Origin of the sequence: Tepidibacillus sp. LV47 (assembly GCF_048381575.1) — a bacterium.
GTDB lineage: Bacteria > Bacillota > Bacilli > Tepidibacillales > Tepidibacillaceae > Tepidibacillus.
In genome coordinates this window covers 117228-137587 of sequence record NZ_JBLWIF010000001.1, presented here as the reverse complement: position 1 = coordinate 137587, position 20360 = coordinate 117228, and the positions used below count along the sequence as shown (strand labels likewise).

Annotated in this window: 20 protein-coding genes; all 20 read left to right on the top strand. The window is 35.6% G+C overall.

Features of this window, described 5'->3' with window-relative positions; all coding sequences use genetic code 11:
- Positions 1-55 precede the first annotated feature (55 nt).
- The 20 genes from ACMW72_RS00650 to sleB all read left to right on the top strand — a co-directional run bounded on the left by ACMW72_RS00650 (position 56) and on the right by sleB (position 20179).
- The gene (locus ACMW72_RS00650; RefSeq protein ID WP_418366904.1) at positions 56-1033 is read left to right on the top strand and encodes a polysaccharide deacetylase family protein; all 978 of its coding nucleotides are present in this window, start codon (positions 56-58) and stop codon (positions 1031-1033) included.
- A 46-nt stretch (positions 1034-1079) separates the two neighbouring features.
- Positions 1080-2339 (top strand): M16 family metallopeptidase, encoded by a 1260-nt coding sequence (locus tag ACMW72_RS00645; RefSeq protein ID WP_418366903.1) that lies wholly within the window; start codon positions 1080-1082, stop codon positions 2337-2339.
- The gene (gene dut / locus ACMW72_RS00640; protein ID WP_418366902.1) at positions 2326-2769 is read left to right on the top strand and encodes a dUTP diphosphatase; all 444 of its coding nucleotides are present in this window, start codon (positions 2326-2328) and stop codon (positions 2767-2769) included. The genes ACMW72_RS00645 and dut overlap by 14 nt, the downstream gene beginning before the upstream one ends.
- Before the next feature lie 21 nt (positions 2770-2790).
- Positions 2791-2976, top strand: coding sequence for a Spo0E family sporulation regulatory protein-aspartic acid phosphatase (locus ACMW72_RS00635; protein WP_418366901.1), 186 nt, complete (start codon positions 2791-2793; stop codon positions 2974-2976).
- Positions 2977-3055: 79 nt separating this feature from the next.
- Positions 3056-3289: a YlmC/YmxH family sporulation protein gene (locus ACMW72_RS00630; RefSeq protein ID WP_418366900.1), complete on the top strand. Its 234-nt coding sequence runs from the start codon at positions 3056-3058 to the stop codon at positions 3287-3289.
- Between the two features lie 180 nt (positions 3290-3469).
- Entirely contained in the window at positions 3470-4366 is an 897-nt protein-coding gene (gene dpsA, locus ACMW72_RS00625; RefSeq protein WP_418366899.1) for a dipicolinate synthase subunit DpsA, read from the top strand.
- A gap of 1 nt (position 4367) precedes the next feature.
- A complete protein-coding gene (locus tag ACMW72_RS00620; RefSeq protein ID WP_418366898.1) occupies positions 4368-4961 on the top strand; it encodes a dipicolinate synthase subunit B in 594 nt (197 codons plus the stop codon).
- A gap of 41 nt (positions 4962-5002) precedes the next feature.
- On the top strand, positions 5003-6043 hold the full coding sequence (locus ACMW72_RS00615; protein ID WP_418366897.1) for an aspartate-semialdehyde dehydrogenase: 1041 nt from the start codon (positions 5003-5005) through the stop codon (positions 6041-6043).
- Positions 6044-6058: 15 nt separating this feature from the next.
- Positions 6059-7276 carry an aspartate kinase gene (dapG, locus tag ACMW72_RS00610; protein WP_418366896.1) on the top strand — a complete coding sequence of 406 codons (1218 nt, stop codon included), beginning with the start codon at positions 6059-6061 and terminating at the stop codon, positions 7274-7276.
- A 26-nt stretch (positions 7277-7302) separates the two neighbouring features.
- Entirely contained in the window at positions 7303-8178 is an 876-nt protein-coding gene (gene dapA / locus ACMW72_RS00605; RefSeq protein ID WP_418366895.1) for a 4-hydroxy-tetrahydrodipicolinate synthase, read from the top strand.
- A gap of 291 nt (positions 8179-8469) precedes the next feature.
- Positions 8470-10146, top strand: a complete 1677-nt coding sequence (gene rnjA, locus ACMW72_RS00600) for a ribonuclease J1 (RefSeq protein WP_418366894.1) — start codon at positions 8470-8472, stop codon at positions 10144-10146.
- Between the two features lie 104 nt (positions 10147-10250).
- The gene (locus ACMW72_RS00595; RefSeq protein ID WP_418366893.1) at positions 10251-11009 is read left to right on the top strand and encodes a ClpP family protease; all 759 of its coding nucleotides are present in this window, start codon (positions 10251-10253) and stop codon (positions 11007-11009) included.
- A complete protein-coding gene (locus ACMW72_RS00590) occupies positions 11006-11230 on the top strand; it encodes a YlzJ-like family protein (protein ID WP_418366892.1) in 225 nt (74 codons plus the stop codon). Before ACMW72_RS00595 ends, ACMW72_RS00590 begins: the two co-directional genes overlap by 4 nt.
- Positions 11231-11325: 95 nt before the next feature.
- A complete protein-coding gene (locus tag ACMW72_RS00585; RefSeq protein WP_418366891.1) occupies positions 11326-13623 on the top strand; it encodes a DNA translocase FtsK in 2298 nt (765 codons plus the stop codon).
- A gap of 119 nt (positions 13624-13742) precedes the next feature.
- Positions 13743-14468, top strand: coding sequence for a GntR family transcriptional regulator (locus ACMW72_RS00580; protein ID WP_418366890.1), 726 nt, complete (start codon positions 13743-13745; stop codon positions 14466-14468).
- A 140-nt stretch (positions 14469-14608) separates the two neighbouring features.
- A complete protein-coding gene (locus tag ACMW72_RS00575) occupies positions 14609-15667 on the top strand; it encodes a BMP family lipoprotein (protein ID WP_418366889.1) in 1059 nt (352 codons plus the stop codon).
- A 123-nt stretch (positions 15668-15790) separates the two neighbouring features.
- On the top strand, positions 15791-17299 hold the full coding sequence (locus ACMW72_RS00570; RefSeq protein WP_418367369.1) for an ABC transporter ATP-binding protein: 1509 nt from the start codon (positions 15791-15793) through the stop codon (positions 17297-17299).
- A complete protein-coding gene (locus ACMW72_RS00565; RefSeq protein WP_418366888.1) occupies positions 17286-18422 on the top strand; it encodes an ABC transporter permease in 1137 nt (378 codons plus the stop codon). The genes ACMW72_RS00570 and ACMW72_RS00565 overlap by 14 nt, the downstream gene beginning before the upstream one ends.
- Positions 18403-19344, top strand: a complete 942-nt coding sequence (locus tag ACMW72_RS00560; RefSeq protein WP_418366887.1) for an ABC transporter permease — start codon at positions 18403-18405, stop codon at positions 19342-19344. The genes ACMW72_RS00565 and ACMW72_RS00560 overlap by 20 nt, the downstream gene beginning before the upstream one ends.
- Positions 19345-19453: 109 nt before the next feature.
- The gene (gene sleB, locus ACMW72_RS00555) at positions 19454-20179 is read left to right on the top strand and encodes a spore cortex-lytic enzyme (RefSeq protein ID WP_418366886.1); all 726 of its coding nucleotides are present in this window, start codon (positions 19454-19456) and stop codon (positions 20177-20179) included.
- Positions 20180-20360: the final 181 nt, after the last annotated feature.

Here is a 20360-nt window from a genome sequence, read left to right as displayed (position 1 = left end):
AGTTCCGTTTTCAATAAAATATATTGACATACATTGAAAACGGAGTGAGTTGGATTTGAAATGGATCAAATTTAGTTTCATTATTTTTTTAATGGTCTTTATTGTTAGTGGAATTGCAAATTCTTATTTTGTTACAGAATATATCGATGATGTTAAAAACCAAATGGTCTTTAATAATAATTCAGATTTGGTACATACCGTTTATGAATATGCGAAAAAAAATAATCAATTCCCCATTGAACCGAAAATTGATCCTATATGGAAATTAATACCAGGTTATAATGGTTTAGTTGTCGATGAAGAAACCACGATTAAAACTGCCATCAAAGAAAAAGTTCAATCAGTGAATGATCTCGTTTTTATTTGGAAAGAGGTGGAACCTAAAATCAAGATTGATGAATTAAAACCCTATCCAATTTATCGAGGAAATCCAGAAAAGCCAATGGTCTCACTGATGATTAATGTAGCTTGGGGCACGGAATATTTAGATTCCATATTAAAGACATTAAAAGAGGAAAAGGTCAAAGCGACATTCTTCCTTGATGGAAGTTGGGTGAAAAAAAATCCAGAAATGGCAAGACGGATTGTAAATGAAGGACATGAAGTTGGGAATCATGCTTATTCCCATCCCCAAATGAGTCGACTCACAAATGAAAGAATTGAAGAAGAGTTGAAAAAAACAGAGGAGATTATCTATCAGACGACAAAGCAAAAATCAACATATTTTGCTCCACCTTCTGGTGATTATGATAAGCGGGTTGTAGAAATTGCCGCAAAGCTTCAATTAAGGACCGTTTTATGGACCATTGATACGATCGATTGGCAAAACCCTACCCCAGATACGATTATAAAACGGATCATTCCAAAGATTGATAAAGGACACCTAGTTTTAATGCACCCTACAGAATCAACTGCAAAAGCATTACCGAGACTTATTCAAGAAATCAAAAGAAAAGGATTAAAAATAGGTTCTGTTAAAGAAACTCTATCAACAAAAAGAATCCTACCAGTTGAGCCACCTCCTAAATTTTGATATAGTTATATCACAATGCTAAGTTTTAGCTAATAGGAGGATGTACGTGATACAACAATATACATTACAAAATGGTTTAAGGGTAATCATAGAAGATATTCCAACTGTTCGGTCCGTGGCAATGGGAATTTGGGTAGGAACAGGTTCTCGTTATGAGACATTACAAAATAATGGTATTTCCCATTTCATTGAACATATGTTATTTAAAGGAACAGAAAAAAGGTCAGCTCAAGAAATTGCTGAAATATTTGATTCCATTGGCGGAAATGTGAATGCTTTTACCTCAAAAGAATATACCTGTTATTACGCAAAAGTCTTGGATGAGCATGTAGAAATCGGCTTAGACGTATTATCCGATATGTTTTTCCATTCCACTTTTGACAAAAAAGAGTTAGATCGAGAAAAAAATGTTGTGATTGAAGAAATTAAGATGTACGAAGACACACCAGACGATCAAGTACATGATCTTATCGCGAAGGCAGCTCACGGAGAGCACTCACTAGGATATGCGATTTTAGGAACAGAAGAGATTCTCAATTCAATTACAGTAGAGATGATTAGAGACTATTTAGATCAGCGATATACTGTAGAAAATACAGTAATAACCCTAGCGGGAAATGTACCTAAAGATATTTTGGCAATGGTTGAAAAGTATTTTGGTCATTTTAATAATCACAAATTTCATCAATCAGAGGAAAAAGCGAGTTTTAAACCTACTGAACTGATCAAATTCAAACAAACGGAACAAGCTCATTTAACTTTTGCCCTTCCAGGGCTACCTGTAACCGATCCAGATATTTATTCTCTGATCCTATTGAATAACATTATTGGTGGTAGCATGAGTTCTCGACTTTTTCAAGAAATTCGCGAAAAACGTGGACTTGCGTATTCCGTCTTTTCTTATCATACTTCTTACAAAGATACAGGATTATTTACGATTTATGCTGGTACAGCTCCAAACCAAGTAAATGATGTAGTTGAAATTATTCAACAGTTATTACTTGAAATGAAACAAAAAGGGATTACCGATAAGGAGTTGAAAAAGGGCAAAGAGCAATTAAAAGGAAATTTGATGCTTAGTTTAGAAAGCACAAATAGTCGTATGAGTCGGTTAGGGAAAAACGAGTTATTACTTGGGAAACATCTCTCCCTTGATGAGATGGTTCAAAAAATTGAGCAGGTGAATCACGATTCCATTCAAACGGTCATTTCAAAAGTGTTTCAACATCCATTTGCTTTTTCAATGATTAGTACTCTTGATCAATTACCAAAGTCGTATAGGAGGGATTTCCTTGTATCCCATTAAAATAAAAAGATTGCCAGGATATAACCATGCAAAAATCCCGCAAAGAATGTCAGAAGGTGCAAGTGGTTTTGATATTTTTGCAGCACTAAATGAGCCGATCCGTTTAAAACCAGGTGAAAGAAGGTTGATTCCAACTGGCTTTGCAATCGAAATGCCAGAAGGGATTGAAGCACAAATACGCCCAAGAAGCGGATTGGCTTTAAAGTATGGTATCAGTATATTAAATACCCCGGGTACGATTGATTCTGACTATCGAGGGGAAATTGGAGTGATTGTCATCAATCTTGGGCAAGAAGATTTTGTGATTCATCCTGGCGATCGTATTGCTCAACTCGTATTTATGCAAGTTCCCAAAATCACAATACAAGAAGTTGAAGAATTAACTGATTCAAAGCGGAATACAGGTGGTTTCGGCCATACTGGTAGATAATTTTTAAAAAGAGGGAAAGAAATGAAAAACAAAACAGAAGATATACTTATTCAGGAGATGGAGAGAATTCGAAGGGAATTACATCAGAAAGTGGGCAAAAAGCCAATCATAAGCCACGAGATTTTGATGAAGGAGGAACTCTTAGAGTTAAGTAGAGATTTGGATAAATTAATTATTCAATATATGCTTCAAAAAAGCAAACAATGAAAATTTAAACTGCCAAAGAGGCAGTTCTTTTTTTTCTTTATCAAGCATAGTAAAAAAAGAGGGGAAAGGGGAGAGTAGGATGAGATTTAGTGAATTAAGTGGAAAAGAAATCATTGATTTAAATCATGGTGAACGAATCGGGACAATTGGTCCGTCAGATTTAGTGATAGATCCAAATACAGGGAAAATAGAAGGGTTATTAATTCCAAAAGGAAAGTGGTTAGGTAAAGGAAAAGAAGAACTTTATATTCCATGGACATCTATTCGAAAAATTGGTCCGACAATTATTATTGTAGAGAATCCACAAGTTTAGGGAAAAATCCCTAAACTTTTATTTATGAAAATTTTCTGGTCAGTCACCACTTTTTGGGCTCTCGAATATGATGATGAAAGAAAAAAGCAAACAATGAAATGGTAAACCGGTAAGAAATCTTAGATATGCTTTGCATTTTCTCTTTTTTCTAGTAAAATGTTTGGAAAGGGGAAACTTTAAGTGCTCACTGGAATTCACGTTGCTTTCATCGGTGGTGACGCCAGACAATTAGAAGTCATTAAAAAATGCATTGAAATGGATGCACACGTAACCCTTATCGGCTTTGATAACTTAGATAGTAAAATTCCTGGTGCCTATCTTAAAGAATTAGAAGCTGATAGTTTTATCGATGTAGATGCAATAATTCTTCCAATTGTTGGAACAGATGATGAAGGGAATGTAGAAAGTATTTTTAGTCAAAAAAAATTGGTATTAACAAAAGATTATTTAGTGAAACTCCCTAAAAGAAGCAAAATCTATACAGGTATGGCAAAAACTTATTTACGAAATCTATGTGACGATTTAAAAATTGAACTTATTGAATTACTTGATCGGGATGACGTTGCCATTTATAATTCCATACCTACTGTGGAAGGTACTTTATTATTGACAATCCAAAACACAGATTTTACGATTCACGGATCAAATGCCATTGTGTTAGGGTTTGGAAGAACAGGTGTAACGTTGGCACGAGTACTTAAAGCATTAGGTGCAAATGTGAAAGTAGGTGCCAGAAAACCAGAACATATGGCTAGAATTTATGAGATGGGGTTATTTCCTTTTCATACAGATGATTTAGAAAAACACGTCACTGATGTTGATTTATTGTTTAATACCGTTCCTCAGATGATTATAACAGCAAAGGTTATTGCAAATATGCCATCTCATTCATTAATCATTGATTTAGCCTCAAAACCTGGTGGTACAGATTTTCGATATGCAGAAAAAAGAGGAATCAAAGCCATTTTAGCTCCCGGTTTACCTGGTATTGTTGCTCCAAAAACAGCTGGACAAATTATTGCAAATGTCTTAACCAATCTGTTAACTGAGCAAACAGGAGACCGAGGGGGTAAATAATATGGACTTAAAAGGGAAAACGATTGGTTTTGGATTGACAGGTTCCCATTGTACGTTTGCTGAGGTCATACCTGTGATTCAAATATTGGTGGATGCAGGAGCAAATGTGATCCCTATTCTCAGTTATGCAGTGCAAACAACAGATACGCGTTTTGGGAAAGCTTTAGATTGGCAAAAAAAGCTGAAGGATATAACCGGCAATGATATGATTACTACAATAGTTGATGCGGAACCTATAGGACCAAAAGGATTATTAGACGTTATGGTTATTGCACCTGCAACTGGAAATACCATTAGTAAATTAGCGAATGCTATCACTGACTCTCCAGTATTGATGGCTGCCAAAGGTCAACTTCGAAATCAAAAACCAGTTGTTGTTGCTGTTTCAACGAATGATGGTTTAGGCTTAAATGGAATGAATATTGGTAAGTTACTAGCAACAAAAAATATTTTTCTTGTACCTTTTGGCCAAGACTCACCAATGAAAAAGCCAAATTCTTTAGTTGCTAGAATGGATTTAATTAAAGAAACTTGTGAAGCAGCATTAGAAAACCGACAAATCCAACCTGTTTTAATCGAAAGATTTAAATATTAATTTGATAAAATAAAATAAAAACTTTTGGGAGGAGAAAATGGATGAAGAAAAAATCAAGTTATAATATCGCTGTAGTAGGGGCAACTGGTGCGGTTGGACAAAAGATGATTCAGTTATTAGAGAAAAGGAACTTTCCAGTTAATCAACTGAAATTACTTGCTTCTAGTCGTTCAAAAGGGACTGTACTTCAATATAAGGGAGCTGAAATTATTGTTGAAGAAGCAACTCCTGAAAGTTTTGAAGAGATTGATATCGCTTTATTTAGCGCAGGAGGGAAAACAAGTAAGCAATTGGCACCATATGCTGTAAAAAGCGGTGCTGTTGTTATCGATAATAGTAATGGTTTTCGTATGGATCCCAATGTTCCATTAGTAGTTCCAGAAGTAAATGGTGAAGATCTAAAACAACATCAAGGGATTATTGCCAACCCTAATTGTTCAACCATTCAAATGGTAACTGCCTTAAAGCCACTATATGATCGCTATGGAATTAAACGGATTATCGTGTCCACTTATCAAGCCGTTTCAGGTGCAGGATATCAAGCGATTCAAGAATTATATAGACAAACAGAAGAGATTTTAGCAGGGAAAGAAGTGACAAAGAAAATATTGCCTGTTAGTTCCCTACCTGTAAAAAAACAAATTGCTTTTAATGCAATTCCTCAAATCGATGTTTTTGAAGAAAACGGATTTACACTTGAAGAGATGAAAATGGTAAGAGAAACGAAAAAAATATTACATGATCCAGAAATTCAAGTCACAGCTACATGTGTAAGGATACCTGTTGTTTACGGCCATTCTGAATCCGTTTATGTTGAATTGAAACAAGATTATGATCTAGCTGAAGTATATGAATTATTGAAAAAAGCACCTGGAGTTGTTGTTATTGATGATCCAGCTAAGCAAGAATATCCTTTAGCCATTGATGCTGCCAATAAATTAGATGTTTATGTTGGTCGAATTCGAAAAGATTTAGATCATCCAAAGGCTTTGAATATGTGGATCGTTTCCGATAATTTGTTAAAAGGTGCAGCATGGAATGCTATCCAAATTGCCGAAGAATTGATTAAAAACGCAAAATAAAAGAGGTAGGCAAAGATGGGAATCATTGTACAAAAATTTGGGGGGACTTCCGTTGCAACTAAAGTAGCAAGAGAACGGGTAATTGAGCATATCAAAAATGAACTCAATTCTGGAAATCAGGTTGTTGTCGTTGTGTCTGCAATGGGTAGAAAAGGAGACCCTTATGCAACCGATACTTTAATTGATCATATTAAACAAAATGACAATCGATTGCAAAAGCGGGAAATGGATCTCTTATTAAGTTGTGGTGAGATCATTTCAGCTGCTACATTAAGTAGCATGCTCCATGCTCGTGGTATTGATAATGTTGTACTACTTGGTGGTCAAGCAGGAATCGTTACAAATGATAATTTTACAAATGCACAAATTAAAACCATTCACCCGAAAAGAATCTATGAAGGGTTAGAACAAAATAAAGTTGTCATTGTTACAGGTTTTCAAGGAATGACGGATCAAGGTGATATTACCACATTAGGTCGGGGCGGTTCTGATACCACAGCAACAGCCTTAGGTGTTGCCCTTCATGCAGATATGGTTGATATTTTTACGGATGTAAATGGAATCATGTCGGCAGATCCTAGAATTGTTCAAAATCCTGAACATCTAAAAGTTATCACTTACGAGGAAATCTGTAATTTAGCTTATCAGGGAGCAAAAGTTATTCACCCAAGAGCAGTGGAAATCGCAATGGAAGAACAGATTCCCATTCGTGTAAGATCGACTTTTTCTGATGATGAAGGAACCCTTGTTACTACTTTAGCTGAAGTAAAAAAACGAGCAAAAAAATCAAATATTAATGAAAGAATCATTACGGGAATAGCTCATGTTCCTAATATTGCTCAAATCAAAGTTTATGCAAAAGAAGGTCAATATGATTTACAACTTAGAGTTTTTAATGCAATGGCAGAACATAAAATCAGCGTTGATTTTATTAATGTCAATCTCATGGGAGTTGCATTTACCGTTCATGAAGACGAGCTTGATCAAGCAATAAAAGTACTTTCAGATATGGGGTATGAACCTCAAGTTACCCGTAATTGTGCAAAGATTTCTGTAATTGGAGCTGGAATGGCTGGGGTGCCTGGAGTTATGGCTAAAATCGTAAAAGCATTAACAGATCAAGATATTCAAATTTTACAATCAGCGGATTCTCATACAACAATTTGGGTATTGGTTCACGGCGAAAATATGGAAAAAGCTGTTACTGCGCTTCATCAAGCTTTTTTTGATTAAAATAGAAAGATAAAGGAGGGCTTACTTTGAATTTTGGTAGGCTAATTACGGCAATGGTTACCCCTTTTAATGAAAAAATGGAAATCGATTTTGATAAAACAAAACAACTGGTTGAACATTTAATTCAAACAGGTACGGAAACGATTGTCGTTGCAGGGACAACAGGCGAATCACCTACATTATCTACAGAAGAAAAATTAGAATTATTCGAAAGGGTACTTGAGTTTGCACAAGGTCGTGCAAAAGTCATCGCAGGAACTGGAAGTAATAATACCAAGTCTTCAATCGCATTAACCAAAAAAGCAGAAGCTATTGGTGTTCATGGGATTATGGCCGTCGCCCCATACTATAACAAACCATCCCAAGAAGGAATTTATCAACATTTCAAAGCAATTGCTGAAGAAACGCAACTTCCTATTATGATTTATAACATTCCAGGTAGAACAGGAATTAATATTCAGGCAGAAACGATTGTTCGACTAAGTCAAATTGACAATATTATTGCAGTAAAAGAAGCTAGCGGAGATCTTTCTCAAATGAGTGAGATTCTAGTAAAGACAAAAGAAAATTTCTTTTTATACAGTGGGGATGATAAATTTACGTTACCCGTATTATCAATAGGTGGGTATGGTGTTGTTAGCGTCGCTAGTCATGTCGTAGGAAAGCAAATGAAAGAGATGATTGACGCATACTTAGCTGGTGATGTGAAAAAAGCAGCTTCTTATCACCAAAAACTTCTTCCTTTATTTGAAGGAATATTTATTACATCCAATCCTGTTCCAATAAAAGAATTATTAAATAGGATTGGTATACAAGTTGGATCTGTACGATTACCATTAGTTCCTGCTACAAAAGAACAAAGTGAAATCGTGAAAAAAATTTACGATAATATTATTATGTAAACTTTTAAAATTTAATTCACCTTATCGGGATGCTTTAAAGGAGTTGTTTCCTTTAGGGCTTTTTTTTGTTAAAACAGGTCATACTATACTTAATACAAGAACAATATTACTTCTTTCAGTTGTGTTTTAAAAGATTAAGGTTAACGTTGAAAATTGATGAAATAACAGTTTTTAAGGTGAAATCGATTACGAAAGATTACTTGTGTTTTATGTTTCCGTTCATGTATAATAGTTCCAAGTGGCTTGTGCGGTTTTTTTGTGTGACTACAACTGAATATAGGAGGTATGAAGTTGCCAAAAAACAACAAAGATAAGTTACTCATTTTTGCTCTAGGCGGGTTAGGAGAAATTGGCAAAAATATGTACGTTATTCAATATGGTGATGACATCGTTGTGATCGACGCGGGTCTAAAATTTCCTGAAGAAGAAATGCTCGGTATTGATGTGGTTATTCCTGATATTAGTTATCTGATTGAGAATAAAAACAAAGTTAGAGGAATCGTTTTAACCCATGGGCATGAAGATCATATTGGCGGATTATCCTATGTTTTAAAACAACTCAATGTACCTGTTTATGGAACAAAATTAACGCTCGGTCTTGTAGAAAGCAAGTTAAAAGAAGCAAATATTCTAGCTGAAGCGAAATTGAACTTGATAAATGGTGATTCTGTAATCAAACTTGGATCTTTTAAGATTTCTTTTTTCCGAACCAACCACAGTATTCCCGATTCTGTTGGTGTTGTTGTCGAGACTCCGGAAGGTGTTATCGTACATACAGGCGATTTCAAGTTCGACTTAACACCTGTAAATAATCAAACGGCGGATATTCACAAAATGGCTGAGATCGGGAAAAAAGGTGTTCTTGCTTTATTATCAGATAGTACGAATGCGGAAAGAGAAGGTCATACTGGCTCAGAACGGTCTGTTGGCGAAGCATTAAATGAAGCTTTTCGTAAAGCAAAACAAAGAATCATTGTGGCTACCTTTGCTTCAAATATTCACCGAATTCAACAAGTTGTCGACGCAGCTCAAATTTATGGTCGAAAGATTGCGATCGTTGGCAGAAGTATGGTTAACGTTGTTAACATAGGAATCGAATTAGGTTATCTTCATGTTCCAGAGGGACTTATTGTCGATATTGATGAAATTAACAAATTACCGGCAAATCAAGTGGTTATTCTTTCTACAGGAAGTCAAGGAGAACCAATGTCTGCACTAACACGAATGGCTAGATCTACTCATCGTAAATTGGATATTATACCTGGTGACACGGTGATTATTGCTGCTACACCAATTCCTGGGAATGAAAAATATGTAGCTAGAACAGTAGATCAGTTATTTCGAGTTGGCGCAAATGTAATCTACGGACCTGGCTCCGTATCAGGTGTCCATGTTTCGGGTCATGGAAGTCAAGAAGAATTAAAATTAATGCTCACCCTAATCCGTCCTAAGTATTTTATTCCTATTCATGGTGAATATCGTATGCTTCGTTTGCATGCAGATCTTGCCGAATCAATTGGTATACCTCACGAAAATATTTTTATTCTCGATAACGGGGATACCGTTGAAATCGCAAATGGAAAGGCTCGTTATGGTCCCAAAATCCCTGTAGGAAATGTATTAATTGATGGATTAGGAGTTGGCGATGTTGGCAATATCGTTTTAAGAGATCGCAAACTTCTATCACAAGATGGAATTTTAGTAGTTGTAGTTACATTAAGTAAACAAAATGCGACAATTTTATCAGGTCCAGATATCATATCTCGCGGATTTGTTTATGTCAGGGAATCTGAGGAATTATTAGAAGAAGCAAATCGCCTTGTCACTGCCACATTACAAAGATTAATGATCGAGAATGTAAATGATTGGTCTTCATTAAAAACAAGCGTACGGGATGTCTTAGGAAGGTTCTTATATGAACAGACAAGAAGAAGACCAATGATCCTCCCTATTATTATGGAAGTTTAATATTTGGAGTGAAATAAAGCAACCAGTAACATGGTTGCTTTTTCAATTTCTGAATGTTTTTTTCATTTCTAAGTCATAATACAAATAAACAAGGAGGAATGTACATGACATTGGAAAAAGATCAATCTTTACAATCTGAGGAAAAAACTCAAGAAACTTCTCCCGATCAAGCTCAAAATAGACCTACATTAATGGATACGATTCAATCGCTAGGTCAAGTGAATATCCCTTCTACAGAGACAAACATATATTCGCTCAATATTATTGGGCAAATCGAAGGACATATCGTTTTACCACCGCAAAATAAAACGACGAAATATGAACATATCATTCCCCAACTTATTGCAGCAGAACAAAATTCCAAAATTGAAGGGATTTTAATTACGCTGAATACAGTCGGGGGAGATGTAGAAGCAGGACTTGCGATCGCCGAAATGATTGCATCTCTATCTAAACCAACCGTTACTTTAGTTTTAGGTGGAGGACATTCCATTGGTGTTCCAATCGCCGTTTCGGCAGATTATTCCTTTATTGCCGAGACAGCAACAATGACCATTCATCCAGTGCGTCTAACAGGATTGGTCATTGGAGTTCCTCAAACATTTGAATATTTAGATAAAATGCAGGATCGAGTCGTTCGCTTTGTTGCTGAGCACTCAAAAATAACGGAAGAGAAATTTCGGGAATTAATGTTTAAAACAGGGGAATTAACTAGAGATATAGGTACAAATGTTATTGGGAAGGATGCAGTAAAATATGGGTTAATTGACCAAGTCGGTGGTTTGGGTGATGCCTTAAGAGAATTAAATCGCAGGATTGAGTTATGGAAAAACAATAATTATCAAAAAGGTGTTGTTCAATGATTCATTATTCAACAGTTCCATTGGAGTTTGTTTTTCAAGGGTATGATCAAATGAAAATTAATTATAAAGAAATCCATCACGGTCATATGACGATGGTGATCGAACCTGTTTCCGAATTTGAAGGGAAACTGATTCGATTGATTAGCCCGAACCCCCAAGATTATTTAAACCCAAAATATCAACCTGGAACAATGTTAACATTTAAACCCTATTTGACATAGGAAATACCTGTTAATTCAGCTATATTCATGGTATAATGACAACAAAAGCAGCCATTTATAAGGCTGCTTTTTACTAAGAAAAATGGGTGAAGCAAATGGCTGAAAAAAAAAGAAAAAAAAGAACACAACAAATAAAACAACATATCAAATTTGAAGCCTATGGGATCCTTTTATTTGCCTTATTTAGTTACGAATTAGTAGGAAAAGGTGCGGTGGGATATTTCTTAAAGGCTTTTTTTCGTTTATTGCTAGGGAATTTAGACTTTACTTTAAGTTTGATTGGGATTTATATTGCATTATCCATGATGATCAAAAGAAAATTTTCATTCCCATGGACGATGCGAAAAACTGGACTCCTTTTCCTTTATATTGCAATCATTACCCTAGCCCATCAACAATTTATCGATCAACTTCAAATGCATGGCCAATATACAGATGCCAATATTTTTTCAGTTACTTGGCAAGAACTAGCAAAAGAAAGAGCAAGTGAAAAATTTAACCAAATTGTTGGTTCTGGCATGATTGGAGCATTTTTTTATCTTGTTTTTAACTATCTTTTCGATCGAATAGGTACAAATGTATTAATCGTAACTTTCATCTTAGTTGGACTATTATTGTCATTCCATTTATCATATGTTCAATTTATAAAGAAAATAAAAAAACGAATCACTCTATTTTATGAACGTTTTGAAACCTTCCTCAAAGATAAATTATTCGTATTAAAAACTAGATATGAAAAAAGAAAACCTATTTTAGAAAATGATGAAGAAGAAAATCATCCTCTTGAAGCAAATGGACCGATCATTCATGATTTTATGAACCAAACGAATCTTGACCAAAATCATAGTGAACCTTTACAACTGACGGAGCATTTTCAACTATCTGCTTTGAATGTAAAAGAGAATGACGATGAATCCCAATTAAATGATGTACAATTGCAAATTATGAAAGAAGAAGATGAAAATTATCAATTACCCTCAACAACACTACTAAAACCACCCACTTTTTCTGATCAATTCGAAGAACATCGAGACATTAGTAATAATGCCAAAAAATTAGAAAAAACCTTAGAGAGTTTTGGGGTAAGAGCTAGAGTTGTTCAAATCCATCGTGGTCCAGCAGTAACCCGATATGAAATTCAACCAGATATTGGTGTTAAAGTAAGCCGGATTGTAAATCTGGCTGATGACCTTGCATTATCGTTGGCCGCTAAAGATATACGAATTGAAGCACCAATCCCTGGGAAAGCAGCGATTGGGATAGAAGTTCCCAATTCTGAAATTGCTGTTGTCACTTTGCGAGAAGTCATTGAAAGTCAACCATTTAACGAGTCTCAATCTAAACTTAGTATTGCTTTAGGTAGAGATATAACGGGGAAAGCGATTATCGGAAATTTAGCAAAAATGCCCCATCTCCTCGTTGCTGGAGCAACTGGATCAGGAAAAAGTGTATGTATCAATGGGATGATTACGAGTATTTTATATAAAGCAAAACCTAGTGAAGTCAAATTTTTAATGATCGATCCTAAAATGGTTGAATTAAATGTTTATAATGGAATTCCCCATTTAATTACTCCAGTTGTTACAGATCCCAAAAAAGCAGCAAAAGCATTAAAAATGATTGTAAACGAGATGGAAAAACGATATGAAAGTTTTGCACAAAAAGGGGCAAGAGATATTGAACGATATAATTCATTATTATTAGAAGAATCTTTTGGACAAGCTCAAATATTGCCTTATATCGTTGTTATTATTGATGAGTTGGCAGATTTAATGATGGTTGCTCCCAATGATGTTGAAGATTCGATCATTCGCCTAGCACAAAAGGCTCGAGCTGCAGGTATTCATTTAATCGTAGCAACGCAACGTCCTTCTGTTGATGTCATTACTGGATTAATCAAAGCAAATATTCCATCTCGCATTGCATTTGGTGTTTCCTCACAAACAGATTCGCGAACCATTATCGATATGGCAGGAGCGGAAAAATTATTAGGACGCGGAGATATGTTATATTTTCCCGTTGGTTTTTCTAAACCGATTCGAGTTCAAGGGGCTTTTATTTCAGAACAAGAAGTTGAAGCGGTAGTCCAATTTGTAAAAGTACAACAACAAGTCACTTATCAAGAAGAAATCATTCCAGATTTAAACCAACATCAAGAAGAGACTGAAGAAGTAGAAGATGAATTATATTACGAAGCGGTCAAACTCGTTGTCGAAAATAAACAAGCTTCTGTTTCTTTGTTACAACGGCGATTCCGAATTGGTTACACAAGAGCAGCTCGATTGATTGACGCAATGGAAGCAAATGGTATTGTTGGGCCTTATGAAGGAAGCAAACCCCGAAAAGTATTGCTGACAAAAGAAGATTTAGATGAATTTAAAATACCAAGTTAGGTGTTTTTAAAGAAATTCTTAAAAAATTTGTTGATTTTTCGATCAAAAAAAAGGAGAATATATCTTGAGACAAAAGTATGTCGTCTGACATCTAACTATTAAAAGGAAGGAAAAATCAAATGATGTTACGACCTGATCCAAGGCCACTTTATTTATTAGTCATTGATAAAATTAAACAAGATATTGAGAGTGGAAAATTAAAACCTGGTCAAAAACTTCCTTCTGAATTTGAATTAGCAAAAGAATTAGGAGTTAGTCGAGCTACACTACGGGAAGCATTACGAATGTTGGAAGATGAAAACGTGATTATCCGAAAACAAGGGGTTGGCACATTTGTTAAATCAAAACCCTTGTTTATAAGCGGAATTGAAGAATTATATAGCATTACTCAGATGATTGAAAAACATGGTTACCAAGCCGGTACGACATTTATTGATATATCTTCTAACCTAGCAACAAAAGATGATATCAAAGCTTTTCAATTAGACGTTTCAGATCAAAACATTATCCGTATAGAACGAATTCGAACGGCTGATAACGTACCGGTCGTTTATTGCATTGACAAAATTCCTGAAAACATTTTAGAGAAAAAGATTGATTTTCGTAAATATAGTTCTATTTTTCAATTATTTAAAGAAGCGGGAATTGAAATTGCATACGCAATAGCCGAAATTGAACCCCTTGGCTATCATGAAAAAATTTCACCAATGTTACATATGCCTAAAGAAATTTCGCTCATAATTTTAAAACAAGTTCATTTTGATACGTTTGATCGCCCCGTACTAATCTCAGTCAACTATTTTCGATCGGATAAATTCCGCTTTCAAGTTTTGAGAAAGAGGTAAGTTGTTTCACATAAAAGGGGGTGGCTTTAGGGAAAATAATATATATTCCATCATTACGATGTTTACCTTCAACATTCTAAAATAGCGAAGAAGTCACGAGAAATCGTGAGAAACATTCAATTTTTAGAGGGGGTTTTTTTATGAAAAAATATATTACACTCATCTTGGTTCTCTTACTTGTAATGAGTTCTTTCCTTGTTGGTTGCGGAGTTGATAAAGAAACTAAAGACAATAAACAAGCCGGGCAACCAGAGAATCAAACTACAGAGAAGACGTTAAAAGTAGCAATGGTGACAGATACTGGTGGGGTGAATGACCAATCCTTTAACCAATCTGCATGGGAAGGATTACAAAGAGCTGAAAAAGAATTGGGTATTAAGGCTTCCTACCTAGAATCAAAACAGGATGCCGATTATAAACCAAATCTTGAAACATTATTAGATGCTGGTAATGACTTGATTTGGGGCATTGGTTTTAAAATGGAAAAAGTAATCCTTGAGGAAGCACAAAATAATCCTGATCAAAAATATGCAATCATTGACGCCGCATATGATAATCCACCTAATAACTTGGTAGGTGTTATGTTTAAGGCTGAAGAATCCTCCTTTCTAGTTGGCTATATCGCAGGAAAAATGACTAAGACTGGAAAAGTAGGTTTTGTCGGTGGAATGAGAGGTCCTATTATTGATGCTTTTGAATATGGCTTCAAAGCTGGCGTCAAATATGCAAATCCAAAGGTTGAAGTAATTACCCAATACGCCGAATCCTTTACCGATGCTGCAAAAGGAAAGTCAATCGCAACGAACATGTACCAACAAGGGGCTGACATTGTTTTCCATGCAGCTGGCGGTGTTGGCGATGGTGTCATTGAAGCAGCAAAAGAACAGGGGAAGTATGCGATCGGTGTAGATAGAGACCAAAACTATTTAGCACCGGATAATGTCATTACTTCAGCGATGAAACGTGTTGATAATGGAATCTATAATGTGGTAAAACAACTAAAAGAAGGAAAATTTCCTGGAGGCACAAATATTACACTTGGTCTAAAAGATGGAGCAGTTGATATTGCACCAACATCGAATAAACATGTTCCTGCTAATATCTTAAAAGAAGTAGATGGAATAAAACAAAAAATCATTAATCGCGAAATTGTCGTTCCTAACAATGCAGATACATTCGCTAAATTTGAAGTTAAATAGTTTTAGATAAAACTAACAGCTCGGACGTTTTGTCTGAGCTGTTTCGTTCGATAAGTAGATATGTAGTCTTGATTGGAGGGTTCTTCTTTGGCTCGTATAAATTTTCAAGAGAAAGCAGTTGAAATGAGAAATATAACCAAGATTTTTGGTAATTTTAAAGCAAATGATAATATTAACCTAACGGTACATAAAGGAGAAATTCATGCATTATTAGGGGAAAACGGCGCGGGAAAATCAACCTTGATGAATATCTTGTACGGTCTATATCAGCCTACCTCTGGCGAAATTTATATTCGCGGGAAAAAAGTAAATATTACCAATCCTAATGTAGCGATCAAACATGGGATTGGAATGGTTCACCAACATTTTATGCTGGTCGAACCTTTTACTGTTACTGAAAATATTATTTTAGGTATGGAAACGACAAAAGCTTTTGGTTATTTAGATATAAAAAAGGCCGTTGAAGACGTAAAAAAATTATCGGAAAAATATGGACTTTACGTTGACCCTACAGCAAAAATTCAGGATATTTCTGTTGGTATGCAACAAAGAGTAGAAATCCTAAAGGCCTTATATCGCGGGGCAGAAATCTTAATTTTAGACGAGCCGACTGCAGTCTTGACTCCCCAAGAAATTCAGGAATTAATTCAAATTATGAAGAATTTAACGAATGAAGGAAAGTCGGTCATCATCATTACACATAAATTAAAAGAAATTAAGATGGCTGCAGATTATTGTACGATCATTCGTAGGGGAAAATGGATCGACACAGTAGATGTAAGTACTACATCAGAAGAGGAATTAGCTGCCAAAATGATAGGTAGACAAGTTCAATTTAAAGTAGAGAAAGAAGAGAAAAAACCAGGCCAAATAGTATTTTCCATTGAGAATTTGGTTGTAAAAGATAATCGAGGAATCAATGTGGTTAACGGATTATCCCTTGAAGTAAAAGCAGGGGAAATTTTAGGGATTGCTGGGGTTGACGGGAATGGTCAAAGTGAGTTAATTGAAGCAATCACGGGATTAAGAAAAATCGAGTCAGGGAAAGTAAAGATTAATGGAAATGATATTACAAATAAGACGGCAAGAGAAATCATTGAAAAAGGAATATCAACAATTCCAGAAGACAGGCAAAAGCGAGGATTAGTCCTTGATTTTACAGTTGCGGAAAATATGGTACTTGAAAACTATAATAAACCTCTTTTTTCCAAAAATGGTATTTTAGATTGCAACAAAATAAAAGAATTTGCTAAAGGCCTCATTCATAAATTTGATGTTAGACCTACAGATGAAAATGTTAAAGCTAGAGCATTATCAGGTGGGAATCAACAAAAAGTGATTATTGCTCGTGAAGTAACGAATGATCCAGATTTACTGATTGCAGCCCAACCCACCAGAGGATTAGATGTAGGTGCAATAGAATATGTACATAAGTCCTTAGTCGAACAGAGGAATAAAAATAAAGCTGTTCTTCTTGTTTCTTTAGAATTAGATGAAGTGATGAATGTTTCCGATCGGATTGCAGTCATTTATGAAGGTAAGATTGTAGGGATTTTAGATGCGAAAGACGCCGATGAAAATATCTTAGGATTGATGATGGCTGGAGGAGGTGAAGTCCATGGCGAAGAATAAAAATTCAAAATTATTAAACCTACTTTCGGGAAGTTTTGGTTTTACATTGATTTCCATTTTTATTGGACTCATTATTGGAGCCATTGTATTATCCATTGCTGGATTTAATCCAATAGAAGCTTATGGCGTCATGTTTAAAGGAGTTTTTAGTAAACCAAAATATATTGCCTATGCGATTATCTATGCTACACCTTTAATGATAACAGGTCTTTCCGTTGCTTTTGCCTTTCGTACAGGACTTTTTAATATTGGTGCAGAAGGGCAATATATCATCGGGGCATTAGTTGCAGCTTTAAGCGGTTATTTCTTAAAACTACCACCTATTATCCATGTTCTCGTTATACTATTCGTTGCTGCTTTAACTGCTGGGTTGTGGGGAGGAATCGCAGGTTATCTAAAGGCAAGGTTTGGCGTTCATGAGGTTATTTCCACCATTATGTTAAACTGGGTTGCATTTTATTTAAATAACTATATTGTAATGTTGGATGGTTTTAGAAGGCCACAAAGTGAAACTTCATATGATATTTTAAAAACTGCAAGTATTGAAATATTAGGAAATTGGAAGATTTCTGATACTGGACGTGAATGGCTTGCAAATTATCCTTTTTTGGCTGATGCGATGCGAGCTCCTGTAAATTTAGGAATTATAATCGCCATATTACTTGCTGTGCTTATTTCCTTTATTCTAAATAAATCAACTTTGGGTTATCAATTAAGAGCCGTTGGATTTAACAAATATGCAGCAGAATATGGTGGTATTAATGTTCAAAAGAGTATACTAGTATCCATGATCATCGCTGGGGCCTTAGCAGGATTGGCTGGTGCCATCCAAGTGATGGGAGTAACAAAAAACGTGGCAGTGTTAGCAGCTATGGAAGGTTATGGTTTTAACGGGATTGCTGTTTCCTTAATTGGTGGCAACACAGCAATAGGCAGTATTTTTGGTGGCCTTTTATTTGGTATTCTTCAATATGGCGGACCGAAAATACAATCTGCATTACAAGCTCCTTCTGAGGTTATCAATATTGTGATTGGTACCATTGTTTTCTTTATCGCGATTCCCAAATTTATCAAGATGGTCTTATTATTAAGAAAGAAACGAGGTGAACAATTTGTTAGATAGTGTCGCCTTTATTATTGGAACCACTTTAATGTATGCAACACCTTTGATTTACACAGCTTTAGGAGGAGTTATCTCAGAAAACTCTGGAGTTGTCAATATTGGTTTAGAAGGTATGATGACGGTCGGTGCTTTTGTAGGTGCTACAGTAGGTTATTTTACTGGTAATCCTTGGTTAGCTTTCTTAGCTGCTGGGGTTGCTGGTGCTTTTCTCGCTTTATTTCATGCAATTGCTTCCGTTTCATTTGCTGCAGATCAAGTTGTCTCAGGAATTGCAATTAACTTTTTAGGGCCTGGTTTGGCATTGTTTTTTAGTCGTTTATTCTTTGAAGGAGCGACAATGACCAAACCAATCCCCTTAACCGCAAAGATACCACGGCCTCTAAATGGGTTATTTCCGCAAAACTCTATACTTGATCAAATTTTTAATCAATATGCTACCGTTTACCTTGCATTTCTTTTGGTATTTATTGTCTGGTTTGTATTATACAAAACCAAATTTGGTTTAAGAGTGCGAGCGGTTGGTGAACATCCGAAAGCAGCTGATTCCCTTGGGGTAAATGTTTATAAGATCCGATATATTGCTGTATTATTATCTGGTGTTTTTGCTGGTTTTGGTGGAGCAGCAATGAGTATAGCTGTTGTTTCCAACTTTAGACCTACTCTTATTTCTGGCCAAGGATTTATTGCCTTAGCCGCTATGATCTTTGGAAAATGGAAACCTCAAGGGGCAATGTGGGCTTCGTTATTATTTGGTGCTGCACAAGGATTAATTGTTTATCTTGGTTCGACAGGAATTCAAATACCATCTCAATTGTTGGCGATGTTACCATATGTTATAACGTTAATTATTTTAATGAGTTTTGTTGGCAAAGCAGTAGCACCAGCATCTGTTGGTATCCCCTATGAGAAAGGGGAAAGATAGAGTCAGTTTCCAATTTAGGAAACTGGCTCTTTTTTATCATGAAAAATGAAGAATCGGGGTAAGATAATTTTAGACTACTTAACAACTTCATCAAGAAAGAGGAATGAACATGAAAAAACAAAAATTCATTATCCTGCTTTCAATTCTTATATTGATATCGTCAGTATATTATGTTGGAATGAATTACAACTCACAACCCACTTTCGGTAAAACGACTCTGGTATGGGGCTCTAAGGGCGGAGATGTTTATGAATTGCAAGGAAGGCTGAAATTTTTAGGTTTTTATAAAGGAAAAATTGATGGTGTCTTTGGTTGGCGAACATATTGGGCTGTTCGAAATTTTCAATATAAGTTTGGAATGAAAGTAGATGGTATTGTAGGAAGCAAAACCAAATATATGTTATGGAAGGCAACAAAAAACTGGCGTCCAACTTATACAGCAAAGAAAACGGCTAGGAAAGCTTATTCAACAAGAGGGTTTTCTGAAAATGATATTCGTATAATGGCCAATGCAGTATATGGGGAAGCACGAGGAGAACCTTATGTCGGTCAAGTTGCAGTTGCTGCAGTGATACTAAATCGTGTAGAAAATCCAGCTTTTCCTAATACACCATCTGGAGTGATTTTTGAACCAGGTGCGTTTACAGCAGTCGCCGATGGACAAATTTGGTTAACTCCTAATGAAACAGCTAGAAAGGCCGTCTTAGATGCAATCGCAGGATGGGATCCAACTGGTGGCGCGCTCTATTATTTTAATCCAGCTACAGCTACTTCTGCTTGGATTTGGTCTAGACCTCAGATTAAAAAAATTGGCAACCATATCTTTACTAAATAATAGTTAACAAAACTGAGGTGAATAACATGTGGGAATGTAAATATTGCGGAGGTACAAAAGGAATGTACTATAAGGACGGTCAATTGGAAGGAATGCTTTGTTTGGCTCCTGATTGTGGTCGATTTAATGAACGGGAAGAAAATGACGAGTTATATGATAGCGATCTATAATATATTTATCT